This window comes from Amycolatopsis antarctica, from assembly GCF_002262875.1.
GTDB lineage: Bacteria > Actinomycetota > Actinomycetes > Mycobacteriales > Pseudonocardiaceae > Amycolatopsis > Amycolatopsis antarctica.
On record NZ_NKYE01000009.1, the window covers coordinates 41,898 to 59,733 of the forward strand.

Annotated in this window: 17 protein-coding genes; 10 read left to right on the forward strand and 7 right to left on the reverse strand. The window is 70.8% G+C overall.

What is annotated here, in order from left to right:
• Nucleotides 1-10 precede the first annotated feature (10 nt).
• Nucleotides 11-706, forward strand: coding sequence for a GntR family transcriptional regulator (locus CFN78_RS16205; RefSeq protein WP_094863656.1), 696 nt, complete (start codon nt 11-13; stop codon nt 704-706).
• Between the two features lie 25 nt (nt 707-731).
• Here CFN78_RS16205 and CFN78_RS16210 read toward each other — a convergent pair whose 3' ends face one another.
• From CFN78_RS16210 to CFN78_RS16220, 3 genes are read right to left on the reverse strand one after another with little or no spacing between them, the layout of a single operon-like run.
• Nucleotides 732-2,384: a class I adenylate-forming enzyme family protein gene (locus CFN78_RS16210; protein ID WP_165777577.1), complete on the reverse strand. Its 1,653-nt coding sequence runs from the start codon at nt 2,382-2,384 to the stop codon at nt 732-734.
• Nucleotides 2,381-3,586, reverse strand: coding sequence for a thiolase C-terminal domain-containing protein (locus CFN78_RS16215; RefSeq protein ID WP_094863658.1), 1,206 nt, complete (start codon nt 3,584-3,586; stop codon nt 2,381-2,383). Before CFN78_RS16215 ends, CFN78_RS16210 begins: the two co-directional genes overlap by 4 nt.
• Nucleotides 3,579-4,895, reverse strand: a complete 1,317-nt coding sequence (locus CFN78_RS16220; protein ID WP_094863659.1) for a Zn-ribbon domain-containing OB-fold protein — start codon at nt 4,893-4,895, stop codon at nt 3,579-3,581. Before CFN78_RS16220 ends, CFN78_RS16215 begins: the two co-directional genes overlap by 8 nt.
• A gap of 145 nt (nt 4,896-5,040) precedes the next feature.
• Here CFN78_RS16220 and CFN78_RS16225 point away from each other — a divergent pair, with 145 nt between their 5' ends.
• The 3 genes from CFN78_RS16225 to CFN78_RS16235 all read left to right on the forward strand — a co-directional run bounded on the left by CFN78_RS16225 (nt 5,041) and on the right by CFN78_RS16235 (nt 7,810).
• On the forward strand, nt 5,041-5,886 hold the full coding sequence (locus CFN78_RS16225) for a hypothetical protein (protein WP_133116365.1): 846 nt from the start codon (nt 5,041-5,043) through the stop codon (nt 5,884-5,886).
• Nucleotides 5,887-6,011: 125 nt separating this feature from the next.
• Nucleotides 6,012-7,322, forward strand: coding sequence for an MFS transporter (locus CFN78_RS16230; RefSeq protein ID WP_165777578.1), 1,311 nt, complete (start codon nt 6,012-6,014; stop codon nt 7,320-7,322).
• Between the two features lie 233 nt (nt 7,323-7,555).
• On the forward strand, nt 7,556-7,810 hold the full coding sequence (locus CFN78_RS16235) for a hypothetical protein (protein WP_133116366.1): 255 nt from the start codon (nt 7,556-7,558) through the stop codon (nt 7,808-7,810).
• Nucleotides 7,811-7,913: 103 nt separating this feature from the next.
• Here the strand turns inward: CFN78_RS16235 and CFN78_RS16240 are convergent, their stop codons facing one another.
• Complete coding sequence (locus tag CFN78_RS16240; protein WP_094863663.1) at nt 7,914-8,336, reverse strand: SsgA family sporulation/cell division regulator; 423 nt, start codon at nt 8,334-8,336, stop codon at nt 7,914-7,916.
• Between the two features lie 526 nt (nt 8,337-8,862).
• Between CFN78_RS16240 and CFN78_RS16245 the strand changes: the two genes are divergently transcribed.
• Nucleotides 8,863-9,537 (forward strand): FadR/GntR family transcriptional regulator, encoded by a 675-nt coding sequence (locus CFN78_RS16245; RefSeq protein WP_094863664.1) that lies wholly within the window; start codon nt 8,863-8,865, stop codon nt 9,535-9,537.
• 101 nt (nt 9,538-9,638) lie between these two features.
• On the forward strand, nt 9,639-10,991 hold the full coding sequence (locus CFN78_RS16250; protein ID WP_094863792.1) for an amino acid permease: 1,353 nt from the start codon (nt 9,639-9,641) through the stop codon (nt 10,989-10,991).
• 46 nt (nt 10,992-11,037) lie between these two features.
• Here CFN78_RS16250 and CFN78_RS16255 read toward each other — a convergent pair whose 3' ends face one another.
• The gene (locus CFN78_RS16255; RefSeq protein WP_094863665.1) at nt 11,038-12,207 is read right to left on the reverse strand and encodes an NAD(P)/FAD-dependent oxidoreductase; all 1,170 of its coding nucleotides are present in this window, start codon (nt 12,205-12,207) and stop codon (nt 11,038-11,040) included.
• A gap of 137 nt (nt 12,208-12,344) precedes the next feature.
• Between CFN78_RS16255 and CFN78_RS16260 the strand changes: the two genes are divergently transcribed.
• From CFN78_RS16260 to CFN78_RS16275, 4 genes are read left to right on the forward strand one after another with little or no spacing between them, the layout of a single operon-like run.
• The gene (locus CFN78_RS16260; RefSeq protein WP_205660534.1) at nt 12,345-13,379 is read left to right on the forward strand and encodes an acyl-CoA dehydrogenase family protein; all 1,035 of its coding nucleotides are present in this window, start codon (nt 12,345-12,347) and stop codon (nt 13,377-13,379) included.
• On the forward strand, nt 13,376-14,149 hold the full coding sequence (locus CFN78_RS16265; protein ID WP_094863666.1) for a PIG-L deacetylase family protein: 774 nt from the start codon (nt 13,376-13,378) through the stop codon (nt 14,147-14,149). The genes CFN78_RS16260 and CFN78_RS16265 overlap by 4 nt, the downstream gene beginning before the upstream one ends.
• Nucleotides 14,146-14,760 carry an SAM-dependent methyltransferase gene (locus CFN78_RS16270; protein ID WP_094863667.1) on the forward strand — a complete coding sequence of 205 codons (615 nt, stop codon included), beginning with the start codon at nt 14,146-14,148 and terminating at the stop codon, nt 14,758-14,760. The genes CFN78_RS16265 and CFN78_RS16270 overlap by 4 nt, the downstream gene beginning before the upstream one ends.
• Nucleotides 14,757-15,446, forward strand: a complete 690-nt coding sequence (locus CFN78_RS16275) for a glycosyltransferase family 2 protein (protein ID WP_094863668.1) — start codon at nt 14,757-14,759, stop codon at nt 15,444-15,446. Before CFN78_RS16270 ends, CFN78_RS16275 begins: the two co-directional genes overlap by 4 nt.
• A 7-nt stretch (nt 15,447-15,453) precedes the next feature.
• Here CFN78_RS16275 and CFN78_RS16280 read toward each other — a convergent pair whose 3' ends face one another.
• On the reverse strand, nt 15,454-16,383 hold the full coding sequence (locus CFN78_RS16280; RefSeq protein ID WP_094863669.1) for a glycoside hydrolase family 43 protein: 930 nt from the start codon (nt 16,381-16,383) through the stop codon (nt 15,454-15,456).
• A gap of 172 nt (nt 16,384-16,555) precedes the next feature.
• Nucleotides 16,556-17,626: a class I SAM-dependent methyltransferase gene (locus CFN78_RS16285; RefSeq protein ID WP_094863670.1), complete on the reverse strand. Its 1,071-nt coding sequence runs from the start codon at nt 17,624-17,626 to the stop codon at nt 16,556-16,558.
• Nucleotides 17,627-17,836: the final 210 nt, after the last annotated feature.

A 17,836-nucleotide genomic window follows, 5' to 3' on the forward strand; every position in this document is an offset into this window, starting at 1 on the left:
ACGGGATGCGATGAGCGAGACCATTGGGGTAGCACGGGAGATGGCGGGTTCCGAACGGCTGGAACGGGCGACTCTGGGCTCGCAGATCGCCGACGTACTGCGCCGGGAGATCATCTTCGGCCACCTCAAGCCCGGCGAACGGCTCGGCCAGCACCAGCTCTGCGAACGGTTCGGCACGAGCCGGATGCCCGTCCGGGACGCACTGCGGCAGCTCAACTACGAGGGTTTCCTCGCCGAGGACGGCGGGCGGCACCTCGTCGTGGTGCGGATGCGGCGGGAGGACATCCGCGACACCTATGAGATCGAGGGCATGCTGCACGGTCTGGCCACCCGCAGGGTCGCGACTCGCGGCGACGCGGGCGAGCTCGCCGAACTGCGCGATTTCCACGAGAAGATGCTGGCACGCCAGGACGAGTTGCCCGCGATGGCCGAGCTGAACTGGCGCTTCCATCGCCGGATCAACCACTTCGCGGCCTCACAGAAACTGGTGGCGGCCCTCCGGTCGCTCGCACTGCAGATCCCCAGGGACTACCTCGTGGAGTTCCCCGCGTGGGCGGGCCGCGCCAACGACGAGCACGCCGGCATCGTCGACGCGATCGCGGCGGGCCGCGCGACGGAGGCGGAATCGCTGATGCGCGAACACGTCCTCGCCGCCGGTGAGTATCTGATCGACTTCCTGCAGACCTCCGGCGTCGATCTCGACTGACCGATGGCCCCGCCGCCCGGGCCGGTCAGGCCCGCATCCGGGCCGCCGCGGTCTCGGTGAGTTCCGTCAGCCGTACCTTGCCCGAGGGCGTCGTCGGCAGCTCGTCCTCGGTCACCGGCCACACCCGGCGCGGCTGCTTCTGGCTGGACACCCGTTCCCGCATGAACGCGATCACGGTGTCCTCGGTCAGGTCCGGTGCGCCGACGACGAACGCGACCGGCACGCTGCCGAGCCGCTGGTCCGGCACGCCGACGACGAAACAGGCCCGCACGCCGGGGCAGGCGAGAACGTGCCGCTCGACCTCCGCGGGATAAACGTTGAACCCTCCCACGGTGATCATGTTCTTCCGCCGCCCGGTGAAGTAGAGATAGCCGTCCTCGTCCAGCCTGCCGAGATCGCCCGAGCGGAACCAGCCGGCGGGCGTGATCGCCGCCGCGGTCGCTTCCGGCGCGGCCAGGTAGCCCTTGCCGACACACGAGCCGGGTTCCGCGTCACCGAACCAGATCTCGCCCACCGTCCCGGTGGGCTGGTCCCGGCCCGTCTCGGGATCCACCACCCGCACCAGCGCGCTGGGCAGCGCCCTGCCCACCGAGTCGATCCTGCGCTCCAGTGGATCGCGGTCGCTGGTGACGGTGGAGAGCCCGCCGCATTCGCTCATGCCGTACGCCTGCATGGCGTTCGGCGCCAGCTCGTCGACGATCCGGCGCATCAGGGCCGGGTCGACGGCCGAACCAGCGACGTGGGCCGTGCGCACCGAGGAAGTATCCGTTCGGGGAAAGTCCTTGTGCGACAACAGCATCCGGAACATCTCCGGGGAACCCGGGACGTAGGTCACCCGGCGGTCGCCGATCGCCGCGAGACCACGTCCGGCGTCGAAGGTCCTGGTCACCTCCAGCCGGCAACCGTTGAACAGGGCGAGCGCGTTGGTGTAGAGGCAGCCGAAGTTGGTGAACATCGGGACGTGGGCGAGGATCACGTCGCCGGGGCCGAGCCGGGCCAGCTCGCTCCAATGCCGGACGGTCGCCAGATTGTTGGAGTGCATGGAAAGTCCGGCCTTCGGAACGCCGGTCGTACCCGAGGTGTACATGACGTTCATCAGGTCGGTCGACGCGAGCCGCCCGCGGATCCGTTCCAGTCCGGTGAGTTCCGGCTCGACCCCGGCGACCAGTTCCGTCATCGGGGTCGCGCCGGGCAGGCCGGTGTCCTCCACGGTGACGACCGCACGCAGGTCCGGGCAGGCGGCGAACGGGGCGCCGCCTGCGTCCAGCTCGGGCAGCAGTGCCCGCAGGATGCGCAGCGGGTCGGTCTTGCCGGCGAAATCCCGCGAGGTCAGCAGCACCGGGGCCCGCGACTCGGCAAGAGCGTGGGCCAGCTCCACTTCCCGGTAGTAGGAGTACAGCGGCAGCAGCGCACAGCCGGCCCGGTAGACCGCCCACTGGGCGACGAGGAAATCCAGACTGTTGGTCATCCAGACAGCCACCACCTGCCCCGGCCGGACTCCGCGTCCCAGCAGGGCCGTCGCCAGCAGGTCCACCTGTTCGCGCAGCGCCCCGTAGGTCAGTACCCGCTCGCCGTCCGCGGAGTACACCGCCTCCGGCCGTGTTCCGGTGCGATCCAGGAACAGATCCACCCAGGTCTCGGGTGCCACTGTGTTCGCGGTGCCGTCCGCCCTGGTCACCGGGACGTCCCGTCGTCCGGTCGCGCGGGGTCGGAGATCACGGCGACGCAGGCGAGCGATCCGGGGCCGCCGAGTGCGTGCGCGAGGCCCCGGCTCGCCCCGGGGACCTGCCGCGGTCCGGCGCGATCCCATACCTGGTCGCAGATGTCGACGATCATCCGTACTCCCGTCGCGCCGATGGGATGCCCGCAGGCCTTGAGCCCACCAGAGGTGTTCACCGGAATCGTGCCGCCGTCGCCGGTCGCGCCGGAAAGGACCATGTCCCGCCCCTCACCCCGGTCGCACAGGCCGAGGTCCTCGTAGTTGACGATCTCGGTGATGGTGAAGCAGTCGTGCAGTTCGACCACGTCGAGCTGTCCGGCGGGATCGTCGATCCCGGCCTGCCGATAGGCCGCCGTGGCGGCGTTGCGGGTCGACTCGAATCCCAGCATGTCGAAGCGGGGCGAGGTGTTCGCCGTGAAGTAGCCGAGATCGTTGGACATCGCGATGCCGCTCACCGTGGCCGACCGCTTTCCCCGCGCGTCCTCGGCGCGGACCAGGACCAGCGCGGCCGCGCCGTCGGTGGTGGGGCAGGCGTCGAGCAGGCCGATCTCCCCGGCCAGTCGTGGCGCGGACTCGACCTGGTTCTCGCTGACCTCCGACCGGAAGTGGGCACGGGGGTTGCGCGCGCCGTAGGCGTGGTTCTTCCGTGCCACCGCCGTCATCGCCGGCCGAACCTCCCCGTAGACCGACCGGTACCGCTCCGCGACGATGCCGAAGATCCCCGGCGCGGTGCGCCCCTTGCTCAGCAACGGATGGCCCCGGTCGACGTGCTGCATGACCAGGCTGCCCCTCGGTCCCACGTCGCGCATCTTCTCGGCGCCGACCACCAGTGCCACATCGCAGGTCCTCCCGCGCAGCGCGGCCACCGCCTGCCGGGTGGCGTCGATTCCGGACGCGCAGTAGGCGGCGACCCTGGTGACCGGGCGGCCGCGCAGCCCCAGTGGCTCGGCGAGCGAGGTGCCCGCGTTGCCCTCGTCGGAATAGGTGTACGCGAACGCGGTACCGAGCCACGCGGCGTCCACCGCATCCAGCCCGAGGCCCGCGTCGGCGAGCGCCTCCGCGGTCGCGGCACGGGCGAGATCGCCGAATCCGAGGTGGAAGAACTCGCCGAACGCGGTGCTGGCCGCACCGATCACCACGACGTCGCCGTGCTCAGTCATCGAGGTCCACCTTCCAGAAGTAGTGCGGGCGGCCGCCGCCGGAGTGCAGGCGGCGCAGGCTCAGCCGGACGGTGTCGCCGACGGAGGCCCACCGTCGTGGCGCCGCGACGGACTGGCCGAAGAAGCGGCCACCCCCGTCGAGTTCGACGACGATCATCTGCACCTCGCGCTCCGGGGCGGCGAACAACCGGTCGACGTTGTGGCTCAGCACGGTGCCGTGCCGGGCGAGCGGGTGGGCGGCGACCTCGGCGGCCCCGCACATCTCGCAGGTCGCCGCGCCCGGGAACGTCACGCATTCGCAGGCCGTGCAACGCGATCCGGTCAGTCGGAGGAGCCCGGGGACCTCCCGGCGCAGTTTCGCGGGTGAGGTCCAGATGCCCTGTCCGGACGGTGTCGCGGAACGCAGCCAGTCCCGGTAGCCGTACTCGGCGGTGGCCGGACGCCGGGTGACGTGCACTGTGTCGGCCACCCGGTCGCCCGCGCGCAACAGGACTGCGTCGCCACCCCAGGCGAGATCGAGTACGGCCACCAGCGCACCGGGGCCCGCGTCCGCGAGCCGTTCGAACGTCGTCCGCAGAGTCGCCGCTGCCAGTCGGCCGGCCTGTCGCTCCGGCGGGCCGGGCGTCCAGACCCGGGAGACCTTCCAGCGTTCGGCCCAGCGGTCGGCCCGTACCGGCACGACGCAGTTGAGCACCACGCCGGCCAGGTCGCCCGGTGTGACTCCCGCGCCCGCGCAGAGGCAATCGAGCAGCTCGGTCCCGTCCGAAGCGAGCAGGGTCTCCTCGATGAAGCGCGGATCCTCGGGGTCCTCGGTGCTGCCGTCCGTCCAGCGGTCGAAGGCCAGTGTGTGCAGCGATTCGGAGTGCAGTATCGCCGCGGCGTCGGGGGAGCCGAAGCGGAGCGCGACGGCACCGTCCGGTGCCGGTGAGGCTGCCGGGTCGGCCGGCCGGCCGTGGTCCGCGACGACGGCGATCTGTGCTCGCAGGCCGGCCGCCATCGCGAGCAGGGCGGGTGCGCCCGACTCTGCGGCGAGGGGCAGTACCACGCACGGGTCGTCCACCCCGCCGGTGGCGGCGAGGTGGGCGAGGGCGGCCCTCGGCTCGGCGCCGGATGTGGTGCGCAGCGCCACCCGGTCACGCGGGGCGCTGCCCGGCAGTGTCCGCAGTGCCTCAGCGGACAGGGTCAACGCGTCCTCGTCGGGAGCGCACAGCGGGAGATCGGCGGCACCGCCGAGTTCCGCGGCCAGGCTGCCTGCCAGCCGGTACCCGGGGACGTACGAGCCGACGGATTCGATTCCCACCGTGGGCATTCCGGGCCTCCTGCCTGCTGTGACGTTGTCGCAACGCAGTCTTGCACGTCGTTGTGAATACGGTATACCGTAAGTCGAAGTGGTCGCCGTCACAACCGTCACGAGGGTGAACGGTCAGACCTCAGCCCCCGACAAAGGAGTGCCGGTGACCGGAGAACGGCACATCGTGGTCGCGGCCGAACCGCCGGACCGGGCCATCGCGATGGATTCCATCACCCATGCGAACGGCGAGTACGGCCCCGGCGACGTGTTGATCGGCGCCAGCTTCGCCGGAATCGTCGCCGTGCAGTTCGCCGCGCGGTACCGCCCGAAGGCCGTCATCGCGCACGACTGCGGGATCGGCCTCGACGGGGCGGGTGTGAACGGACTGTGGTTCCTCGACGGCGCCGGGATCCCGGCCGCCGCGATCGACTCCGCTTCGGCCCGGATCGCCGACGGCGTGGACATGTGGGACCGCGGCGTCATCTCCGTGGCCAATCACTGGGCCCGCCTGCTCGGAGTCGGGCCGGGAATGCCCGTGCGGGACGCGGTCGCCGGCTTCTTCGCCTGGGACGGAGTCCCGTGGGCCGACGAGGCACCGCGGGAACACCGCAGCGTGGTCGGCTCGGCGGGCGGCCGCCCGATCGTCGCTGTGGACAGCATTCGTTTCGCCCTGCCGGAGGACCGGGGGGCCGTGGTCTGCGTGGGTTCGCACGGCGGGCGGACCGCCGCCGCGTACGCGCTGGAGATCATGCCCGCCGGCTTCATCAGCTCGGACGGCGGCGTCGGCCGGGACGACAGCGGGATCAACGGGCTGGCGATCCTCGGGGAGGCCGGGATCGCGGCGGCCGCCGTATCCGTGGCCTCGGCCCGGATCGGCGAGGGAAACAGTACCTATCAGGACGGCGTGATCTCGTTCGTCAACGAGATCGCGCGCGAACGGGGCGTGCGTGCCGGTGATCCGGCTCGGTCGGCCGCGAAGGCGATGGCGAACGGCGCCACGGTCCGGTGAGGCGGACCGGCGGCGACAGCGTCGGCAGCGACCGGAGCAACGACCGGCGATCTCCACGATCAGATCACGGTTCGTTCTCGCAACTCTCACAACGCGTCGGGATGACTTCTCGAGAGGAACCAGCAATGGCCGTCCAGCCCGCACCAACCGATCACGTCGCCGAACCGGTGACGAGAAAGAAGAATCGCGCGCTCGGCGCCGTCGTCATCGGCAGCGCCATCGAGTGGTACGACTTCTACGTCTTCGGCACCGCGTCAGCACTGGTGTTCAGCCGGATCTTCTTCCCGTCCATGTCCGCGGCCAGCGGCATCCTGCTCTCCTTCGCGACTTTCGGCGTCGCGTTCCTGGTGCGCCCGTTCGGCGGGATCGTGCTCGGCCATCTCGGCGACCGGATCGGCCGGAAGAACATCCTGCTCGCCACCCTGATCATGATGGGTGTCGCCACGGTCGGCATCGGGCTGATCCCCGACTATCGCAGCATCGGCGTTGCGGCCCCGCTGCTGCTGGTGCTGTGCCGCATCGTGCAGGGGATCGGTGCCAGCGGGGAATGGGCAGGGGCGGCGCTGGTCGCGTTGGAGAGTTCCACGCCGAAGAACCGGGCGCTGTACGGGAGCCTGCCCAACATCGGGGTCCCCGTCGGCCTGCTGTTGTCGACGACGGTCTCGCTGATCTTCTACGCCCTGCCGGAGGAGGACCTGCTGTCCTGGGGCTGGCGGGTGCCGTTCCTGATCAGTTTCGTGTTCGTCTTCGTCGGTGTCTACATCCGTCGCCGCCTCGAGGAGACCGACGACTTCACCGAGGTCAAGAAGAACAAGGACGTGCGGCGGTTCCCGCTGGCCGAGGTGGTTCGCGGCTACTGGAAGGAGTCGCTGATCGTCTTCTTCGCCCAGGGCAGCCTTACGGTGGTGTTCTTCGTCGGTTCCACCTACATGCTCAGCTACGCGACGAAGGTGGCCGGCTTCAGTCAGAGCACGGCACTGCTGGCGCTGATCCTCGCCTCCACCGTGCTGATCGCGACCATTCCGCTCGTCGGCAGATGGGCGGACCGGATCGGCTACGCGCGAGGTTTCCTCGTCTCCACGGTCGCGTCGATATTCCTGTTCGCGGCGGTGTTCCCGATGGTCGACTCGGGCAGTACCGTGCTGCTCTTCCTCGGTGCCGGAGTGCTGTTCGGCGTGGTGGCGGGAATCGGGTTCGGCTGCCAGTCGGCATTGTTCGGAGTGCTTTTTCCCGCACGGGTTCGCTATACCGGAATGACATTCAGCTTTCAGCTCTCCGGTGCCGTCTTCGGCGGACCGCTGCCGTTGGTCGCCAGCGCTCTGGTCGATTCCAACGGCAGCCCGTGGGCGCTCGTGCTCTGCATCGGCCTGGTCGCCGTCGTCGGCTCGGTGGCGACCATGGCCGTATCCAGAAAAGCCGCGTCCACCTGGACGTGAGCTCGTGAACTGCCGGTGCCGCCCGTACGTCCACAGTGGATCGAGTGACCGGAGGCGGCGACTCGGGTCGAGGACGTCCTTCGGACGGGTGGCATTCGCGCCGAATCCTCACTCGAATGTGTCGTCCGCATGCTGTGAATTCCCGTGCCGTGTACGTTTCGTCGCCGCGGGGAAATTCACGGCCCTGCCGGGAACGCCCCCGTTCCGGAAATGGATCTACCGAGGAGTGTGCAGTGCTGAAGAAGGCTGGAATTGTTGTTACCGGTGTCGCGGCGGCCCTGATGGTCGCCGGTGGTACCGCCTTCGCGAGCGACGTGCACGAGGGCCCGGAACACGGTGGTGGCCACGGCCAGTCCACCAACTTCCTGAACGGCATCGACGTGCTGGAGAACATCAACGTCTGCGGCAACCAGGCGAACGGGATCACCGTCCCGGTGCTGAACAACGTCGGCGCCGACTGCGCCGCCGCCAGCGCGGACGAGAGCTGATCCTCACCGCGAGGTGACCGCCGCCCGCGCGGCGGGCGTGAAGGGCGATGACGCCGGCAGTGCCGCCGGGGTCATCGCCCTTTCGCGTGTGCGGTGAGCCTGGTCAGGACCGGTCGTTCGGCAGCAGCCGGGTCAGCGCCTCGTCCACGGTGACCCAGTGGTGCTCGTTGCCGGGCAGCACGACCTCGTAGGTGCGGTCCAGGAAGTCGGCCAGTTCCTGCGCCGAGGTCTCGAAGACCGCCTGACCGGACGGGGAGCTGAGCTCCATCAGCACGGCCTCCGGGTCCTCGGCGGACGGCCGGATGTGGACGTCCCCGTCGCCGGCATCGGCGAGCAGGCCGTCGGCCAGGAGGTCGCGGGCGAACACCCACTCCACCCAGTCCTGGCCCGCACGGAAAGCCGCGACGACCGCGTACGGGTCGAGCGTGTCGTAACGCAGTTCCACCTTGACCGGAACCGCGGGCATCCGCGGGGCCAGCAGATCGAAGACCGCCGTTGAGTGGATCGTCACGTGATCGTCTCGCATGGTCCTACCCTTCTGGTCCCTTCGCTTCAATGGCTCTGGTGGTGAGACGCAGTCCGCCCGAGTTGTACACGCAGTACGACTCGACTTCACTCGTTCGGGTCTCCTAACACCCAGATGTTCTAGTACAGCGGCCAGTGCTGGTACCCATATGGTCACCTGGTCGCGGGGTCGTACGGTCCCGGAGTACCCGGGGCGGGCCGGGCGGACACCGTGACCTCCTGCACCCGCCCGGAGGTCTCCGGGCCGGCGCACGGCTCCGGGGTTCGACCCGACCGTCCACAGTGGAGCGTGCGGGACCGTGCGGAGCAAGCTCGCGAGCGGGTCTGCCCCGTCCGGTGACGGTACGGCCGATCGGTGCGCCCCGGCCGCCGCGGGCGACTCGTGCGGAGCTTCCGGACAGACGTTCTGGGCCGGTCGCGCAGGGCGGGTTTCTCGGCTTGACACTCGCGTGCGGCCAGATTCACCATCTGTGCCCGTGAACCTGTCAGACAACCGGACAAGTAGGACATCCCGGCGGGTCAGCGCCATGGAGGTCGTGCTTGCCGGGCTTCGCTCGGCGATCGAACGGCGGCAGTTCGCCGTCGGCGACAAACTTCCGTCCGAGGCCGCGCTGTCCGCCGAATTCGAGGTCAGCCGTTCGGTGATCCGGGAGGCCCTCCGTGGACTCCAGGCCCTGGGCCTCACAGTGTCGCACCCGGGAAAGGGCACCTTCGTCGCGGCCGGTGGCCCGGCGCAGAACCCCGTTTTCGGCGACTACCCCACCCGCGATCTGCTGGAAGTGCGCAGGCACGTCGAGATCCCGGTGGCGGGGTACGCGGCGATCCGGCGGACCTCCGACGATCTCGACGTGCTCGAACGGCTTCTCCACCGGATGGCGGGGGAGACCGACGACACGGCCTGGGTCGCACTGGACACCCTGTTCCACATCACCGTCGCCCAGGCGTCGGGGAACCCGGTGTTCGGCAAGGTGATCGCGGAGATCCGGGACGCGCTGTCGCGGCAGTCGGCGTTCCTCAACCAGCTCGGCGATCGCCGGGAGCAGTCGAACGTGGAGCACCACGACATCGTGGCCGCCATCGCCGACCGGAACGAGGACGCCGCCGTCGGCGCGATGAACACCCATCTGACCAAGGTCGAGAGAACGCTGACCACCATCGTGCGCCCCGAGGCGCACCAGATTTCTGGAGAAGATCCCACGTGACGGATCAGGGTGTGCGAGCCGGGGAGACCGGCCACGCGACCGGAACGGTAGACGCAGGCGACGCCGGATACAGCAAGTCCTTGCAGCCGCGGCACATCAGCATGATCGCCATCGGCGGCGCGATCGGCACCGGGTTGTTCCTCGGCGCGGGCGGCCGCCTCGCCACGGCGGGCCCCGCGCTGGCCATCGGGTACGCCGTGTGCGGCGTTTTCGCGTTCTTCGTGGTGCGCGCGCTGGGCGAGCTGATCCTGTACCGGCCCTCCTCGGGCGCGTTCGTGTCCTACGCCAGGGAGTTCATGGGCGAGAAGGGCGCGTTCGTCGCGGGCTGGATGTATTTCCTGAACTGGGCGACGACGGGGATCGCGGACATCACCGCGATCGCGCTGTACGCGCACTTCTGGAGCATGTTCACCGACATTCCACAGTGGACCCTCGCGCTGATCGCGCTCGCCGTCGTGCTGGCGCTGAACCTGGTGTCGGTGAAGCTGTTCGGTGAGATGGAGTTCTGGTTCGCCATCATCAAGGTGGCCGCGCTGGTGCTCTTCATGATCGTCGGCATCGTCCTGCTGATCAACGGCGACCCGATCAACGGCACCGCGCCCAGTCCCTCACTGCTCACCGACGAGGGCGGCTTCCTGCCCAACGGTGTGATGCCGCTGGTGCTGATGATCCAGGGCATCGTGTTCGCCTACGCCTCGGTGGAACTCGTCGGCGTCACCGCGGGGGAGACGGCCGAGCCGGAGAAGATCGTGCCCAAGGCGATCAACTCGATCATGTGGCGCATCGGTGTCTTCTACGTGGGTTCGGTGGTGCTGCTGGCGATGCTGATGCCGTGGAACGCCTACACCGAAGGGGAGAGCCCGTTCGTGACCGTGCTGTCCAACATCGGTATCCCGGCCGCGGGCGACGTGATGAACCTGGTCGTGCTCACCGCCGCGATGTCCAGCCTCAATTCCGGTCTGTACTCCACCGGCCGGATTCTGCGCTCCATGGCCGTGGCCGGGTCCGCACCACGGTTCACCGGGGTGATGAACAAGAACCAGGTCCCCTACGGCGGCATCCTGCTCACCTCGGGTGTCTGCGTGCTCGGCGTGGGCCTGAACTACCTGGTGCCCGCCGACGCCTTCGAGATCGTGCTGAACTTCGCGGCCATCGGCATCCTCGCCACCTGGGGCATCATCACCGTCAGCCACCTGCTGTTCTGGCGCAAGACCCAGTCGGGAGAACTCACCCGGCCGTCCTTCCGGCTGCCCGGTTCGCCGTTCACCGAGATCGTCACGCTGGCGTTCCTGGCGAGCGTGCTGGTGCTCATGTGGTTCGACGACTCGGGCAGGCTGACCTTGCTGTCGTTGCCCGCCATCATCCTGGCACTGGTCGTCGGCTGGTTCTGCGTGCGCAAGCGGGTGGACACCACGAAGGCGCTGAGTGAGGTCCACGGCGAAGAACGGCAGTGACCGCGACGCCGGTGGCGCCCGCCGCGGGTGCGGGGGCCACCGGCCGTCAGGGCAGCGGCGCGCCGTTCCGCACCAGTTCGGCGCCGGCCTCGTAGTCCTCGTCGGCGCCGTGGGTGAGCACCCCCGCGGTCGCCCCGCGGCGGCCGTACCAGACCGTGAACGCCCCGCCGGAGTGACCGGTGAATCTCGCCTCGTCGACCTCGTCGCCCCAGGCGGCGTACTTCAGCACCCGGTCGCCGATCACCGACCAGAAGCCGGGAACGCTCGTCCAGCGGCCCGGCGAATCCGCGGCGGCACGGCCGGCCAGTTCCCCCATCGTCTCCGCCTCGCCCCAGTGCTCCACCGGTAGTGGGCGCCGCGCCGCGGCGTTGTGCGCGAGCGCGACGTCACCGGCGGCGAACACCTCCGGCGCGCTGGTACGCAGGTGTTCGTCGGTGCGGATCCGCCCCTTCTCGACGGTCAGTCCAGCCTGTTCGGCGAGATCCGCTCGCGGTCGTACACCGGTGGCCAGCAGCACGATCCCGGCGTCGATCGTCTCGTCCCGGTCGGTGCGCACACGCCGTCCGTCCTCGACGGCGGCCAATGCGGTCCCGGTCCGTACCTCGACGCCCTCTCCGGTGAGCCAGTCCCGCAGCACCCGGCCCGCGTCCGCACCGAGCCTGCGGCGCTGCGGGACGGAGTCGCGGCAGAGCATGGTGACGCCGAGACCGCGCCGGGCGAGCGACACGGCTGCCTCGCAGCCGATGAATCCGGAGCCGACGACGACCGCCCCTGACGCGCCATCCGCACGCTCCCGCAGCAGTCGCGCGGACGCGGCCGAACGCAGGGTGAGCACGGCGGGATCGCCGGCCCCGGGAACGTCCGGGCGCACCGGCTCGGAACCGGTCGCCAGCAGGCACCGGCCGTAGGTCACCGTCCGGCCCGCCCGGGTGGTCACCGTTCGGGCTCCGGTGTCCATTGAGGTCACCGGATCTCCAGGAGAGAACTCGATCCGCCGCTCCCGGTAGTACGCGGGCGATTCGATGGGCAGTGCGTCCTCACCGGACTCGCCGCGCAGGAAGTCCTTCGACAGCGGTGGCCGTAGATACGGGGGCTCGCCGTCCTCGGACAGCATCAGGATCGGCCGCTGCCCGCCCGCCTCGCGGTAGGCGTGTGCCGCGGACAACGCGGCGGGCCCGCCGCCGATGATCAGAAATGGATCCGTTCCCGTTGCCATGCAAGGGAATACCCGGACGCCGGCCGAACAAACGGCGGTCACGGAGAACGCGGCGGCGAAGCCGAAGGATTGAAAACCGCCCACCTGGATATCCCCTGCGGAGACGACATCGTGCCGGGGTGGGAGAGGTGAGGCGTGTGCGTGCTGCGGTACGAGCCCATTCGGACCGGGACACCGGCACCGGCTTCACCACCGAGGTGGACCGGACCATGGCGGAACTGGCACACCCCGGACAGTGGACGGCGAGGCGGCGCTGGGGCCTGCTCAGCAGCCTGTCCTTTCGCGACGTCCCGCTGGCCCGGCTGGTCGAGGCGCACCTCGACGCCCTCGCCATCCGGACCGAAATCCTCGGCGCAGGGGCCGGGCAGCACGGGTACTGGGGCGTGTGGGCGGCCGAGCCCCCGGACGGCCGGGTCACCGCCCGTCCGGACGGCGACGGTGGCTACACCCTCTCCGGTACCAAGAGGTGGTGTTCCGGTTCCCACCTGTGCACCCATGCCCTGGTCACCGTGCACGCACCGGACGGTCGCGTCCTGGTCGAGGTGGACCTCGCCCAGGACGCGGTGACACCCTCGGAGGGCGAGTGGACGGGGCTGGGAATGCGGGGCGCGGACACCGGATCCGTCGCCTTCGACGCGGCCGGGGCCACCGTGGTCGGCGGCCCCGGGTCCTATCTGGACCGTGCCGGGTTCTGGCACGCGGCGATCGGGGTGGCGGCCTGCTGGTACGGCGGCGCCGCCGGACTCGCGGCCCCGCTGCGCCGCGCCGGTGCGGCCGGGCGGCTCGACGAGCATGCCCTCGCCCACCTCGGCGCGGTGGACGCGGCACTGCACGCCGCGCGCTGTGCGCTCCGGGAGGCCGCGGCGACGATCGATCGCCGTGCCCTGGAGCGATCCGAGCGATCCGAGCGGTCCCATTCGCCCCAGGATTCCGGGGAGCCGGTGCCGGACGCCCGGCGTCGCGCGCTGCGGGTCAGGGCCGTGGTGGAGGCCGCGGTCACCACTGTCGCCGATCACGTGGGACGGGCGCTCGGCCCCGCCCCGCTCGCCCACGACGCGGATCACGCGCAGCGGCTCGCGGACCTGACGGTCTACGTGCGGCAGAGCCACGCCGAACGCGATCTGGCCGCGCTCGGCCGGATCGGCGCACCCGAGGACGGTGGAGCGCTGTGACGGCGTCCCAGGCCCGGAATCTCGACGGGCCGGGCACACCCGAGCAGGACTGGCAGGCGTGGCCCGGTCTGCGCGAGCTGCCCGTGGTGGATCCGCGTACCGCCGCGGGCGCGGGGTACCCGTGGGCGGACGTGGTGGTGGTCGCGCCGCATCCGGACGACGAGGTGCTGGGGATCGGCGGGACGATGGCGCTGCTGGCCGGGGCCGGGGTGCGGATCACACTGATCTCGGTGACCGACGGCGAGGCGTCCCATCCAGGCAGCCCGACGCTGTCGCCCGACGACCTGCGGCGGCTGCGCGTCGACGAACGGGAGAACGCGCTCGCCGTGCTCGGCCTCGCCGACATCGAGGTGGTCCGGCTGCGAGTGCCGGACGGTGAGGTGATCGAGCACGAGAACCACGTGGAGCACGTGCTGCGCGATCGCTTGCGACCTGACTCGCTCTGCCTCGCACCGTGGCACCACGACGGGCATCCGGACCACGATGCCACCGGCCGGGCGGCACTGGCGGCGGCCGAACCGCACGCCTGCAGGCTGCTGGCCTACCCGGTGTGGATGTGGCACTGGGCGGAACCCGGGGGCACGGCGGTGCCGTGGTCGACGATGCGAGCCGTGCCGCTGGGTGACGAGCTCGCCGCGGCCAAACGCGCCGCGGCCGCCGAGTTCGCCACCCAGGTGGGCCCGCTGTCCGCGGCGGCGGGCGACAAGGCCGTGCTGCCCGGGCACATCCTGCGCAGGCTGCTGCGTGACTTCGAGGTGGTACTCGCGTGAACCCGGCCGTGCCGCGCGCCTACTTCGACCGGATGTACGCCGGGTCGCCGGATCCGTGGGGACTGGCCGAACGCTGGTACGAACGGCGGAAGTACGACTGCTCGCTGGCCGCACTGCCGCGACGGCGCTACCGCAGCGGTTTCGAGCCGGGCTGCTCGGTGGGCGTGCTCTCCGCGCGGCTCGCGGACCGCTGCGACCGGCTGCTCGCCGTGGATCCGGTGCCGGCCGCCGTCGGGCAGGCCGCCGACCGGCTGGCGGGGCATCCGCATGCCCGTGCCGGTGAGCTCACCGTTCCGGGGGAGTGGCCGGAGGAACGGTTCGACCTGATCGTCGTCAGCGAACTCGCCTACTACCTCGACGAGGACGGGCGGGCCGCGCTCTGGGCGCGCGCGGCGGGCAGCCTGGAACCGGACGGCACGCTGCTCGCCGTGCACTGGCGGCCCCGGGTTCCCGGCTACGCCGCCGACGGCGACCAGGTGCACCGGGAACTCGCGCGGCAGGAATCCTTCCGGTGGGCCGGGGGCCACCAGGATCCGGACTTCCTGCTCGACGTGTACCGGCCCGCGGACGGCGAGCCGCGCTCCGTCGCGCAGCGCGAAGGCCTGCGATGAGTGGGGATCCGGCGGGTTTCGGCCGGATCGCGGTGGTGGTCCCCGCCCACGACGAGGAACGTCTGCTGCCGTCCTGCCTGCGGTCGTTGCGGGTGGCGGCGGCGGAGGTGCCGCCGGAGGTCGTCGTGACGGTGCTCGTGGCGGCCGACTCGTGCACCGACCGCACGGTGGCCGTGGCGCGCGCGGCGGGCGCCGACGTACTCGAGATCGATGCCCGGAACGTGGGCGTGAGCAGGCACGCCGGGATCGCGGCGGCGCTCGGCGGCGCGCGAGCACGAGGGGTGTGGCTGGCGAGCACCGACGCCGACAGCGAGGTTCCGCGCGATTGGCTGACCGCACACCTCGGGTTCGCGACCGCCGGCTGGGACGCCGTGGCCGGCACCGTGTTCGTCACCGACTGGGGGGTGCGGCCCGCCGGCGTGCGCACCCGGTTCCTGCGCGAGTACCACCCGGCCGACGGGCACCCGCACGCGCACGGGGCGAACCTGGGCCTCAGCGCCGAGGCATACGAGCGTGCGGGCGGATTCGCCCCGCTCCCCACCGGCGAGGACGTCGCCCTGCTGGCCGCGGTCGCCGCCGGGGGCGGCCGGGTTCTGCGCACCACCCGCGCCGCCGTCGGTACCAGCGCGCGGGTGCGCGGCCGCGCACCCGGCGGGTTCGCCGGCCACCTGTCCCTGCTGCGCTGACGCGCGGTCAGCCGAGGACCGGCGAGGTGCCCTCGAACCGGATGGGCAGCACGTACAGGCCCCTGGCCAGGCGCTGGCCACCGAGCCAGCCGTGGAAGAAGATGTGCCCGTCGACGACGTCCGCACCGCCGGGGCTCTCGACCGCGCCGCCGAGACCGTCCGTCGACAACAGCGGTGGCTCGGCCTTGACGAACGGGCCGGACAGATCGGGGCCCACGGCGTAGGACGTGTGGTAGCCGCGGCTGAGGAATTCGTCGGCGGAGTAGAACAGCACCGTTCCGCCGTCCACCCGCACCGGGGCGGGTGCCTCCACGACGGCCCGCTCCTCGGGCAGATCGGCCCGCAGCAACTCGGTCCGCGGGCCCGCCAGGGCGAGGCCGTCCGCGGTCAGCCCCTGTGACCAGATGGCCGACGGTGGACCGGGGGAGATGCCGTTGCTCTTGTAGAGCAGGTACCGGGTGCCGTCGGTGGTGAGATGCGTCTGCGGGTCGATGTCGCCGTTGTCCGCGGGATCGCAGATCAGCGGTGCGGTGCCGGTGGGAGTGAACGGCCCGGTCGCGGCGTCGGCGGTGGCCACGCCGACGCACATGAGGCCGATCTCGGTCGACACCGCGGAGAAGTACATCAGGAATCCGCCGCCGGGGCGGGGCGTCACGTCGGGCGCCCAGAATCCGCCGTCCGGATCGGCCCACGAAGGTGCCGCCCCGAGCGCGTCGCCCGCGATCGCCCACGGGCCCGCCGGGCTCGCCGCCTGCGCGACCGGGATCCTGCCGCTGGCGCTGCTGGTGGAGTACGCGGCGTATCCGGAGTCGGTGGCCACCACGTCGGGGTCGGCGAAGTCCTGGTCGATCAGCAGCACCGGTGCCGCCGCACCGGCGGCGGGGGCAACCGGTGCCAGCAGAATGAGCGCCACTGCCACGACGATGCCACGTCTCATCGGCCCCTCCAGTGCGCGTTACCGGTCCCTGGACCGGATGCACCGGACAAGGCGCGCCGAAACCCGCTGTCACCCGGCCGTGGCAGGGTGTCGCGTGCGGACCGAGGCGTGGCGGCCGAGATCAGTACACATGCGACTGTCGCATGTGTACCGACGGCCGGTGCCGGCGAGCTCAGCCGGGTTTGGTGGCGAGGAAGCGGTACGCGTTGGACATGCCGCGATCGCGCCCGATCGGCGCCACAGCCTTGTCGATGAGCATCGCCACCAGCAGCGCGGGCACGGCGAGCAACCACACGACGGTGCACAGCCGTTTTCGTGCGGCGCTGGGCGGCGCCTCGTGCCACGGCCGGTCGTCATCGCTGAACTTGGAGGCCAGCAGCAGGTACAGCGCGGCGACCAGGTCGGAGGACTCGTGCGCCTCCGAACGCTGCTCGGCCACCGGCGTCAGGCCGGAATCGATCGCCGCCCGACGGAGGTTGCGCAGCGGGATCATGTTCAGGTGCTGCGGCTGCAGCCACGGCATCCAGTACCGGCCGACCAGCCGGTTCCAGCGGCACTCCGGGTCGGGCAGTTCGATCAGCAGGTAGCCGCCGGGAGGCAACGCCGCGGCGGCCGCGGCCACCTCCGCGCGCGGGTCCGCGGTGTGCTCCAGGTAGTGGAACATGCTGATCACGTCGTACTCGCCGGCCAGATCCACCGAGCGGTCGACGAAATCGCCGCGATACGCCTTGCGTACCCAGCCCCGTTCCTGCGCCAGTTCCACTCCCGCGCTGATGTCGAGACCGTCGAACACGGTGTCCGGGTGGACCTCCTTCGCCTCCCGGCAGAAGTGCCCGTGCCCCATGCCGACGTCCAGCCAGCACACCGGCGTGTGGTGCGGACTGATCATCTCCGCCCTGGAACGGTAACCCCGCGCACTGGCCTCGAACATCGAGTTCATCTTGGCCTCGCCGAGGCCGTCGTAGATGTCGCGGTAATAGAACTCCAGTCCGTCGCCGTTCAACCGCGGATTCTGGAATATGTGCGCGCATTCCCCGCATTGTTCGAGGATGAAACGACCTGGCTTGTGCTGCAACAGATCCGTGGTGCGCAAGCGCACCGACAGGCGATCCGATCCGCACCACGGGCAGTCCGCTCGCCGCGGTTCGAAGAACCGTTCGACCCCCGCGGCGATCTCGGCGAGGTAGCGGGGCCTGCGTTCGGCCACGGCTGCGGTCACATCCGGCGATTGCTGGTCGGCCATTCGCGGTGCCCTTTCGTAGCGGATGCGCGATCGTAGCGTCTCCCGGTGGGCCGGCGATGCCCACCGAGGGCCCGAATCGGAACACGTTTCCGGTGGCCCGGTGCCGCACGCCGTCGTTCCGCCGACACGGTGCCGGCTCGCTACGGACAATTCGGTACTACGCGGGGGACCGTGCGGCGAGCCGGTCCGCGGCGCCGCTCTCCGGGTGAC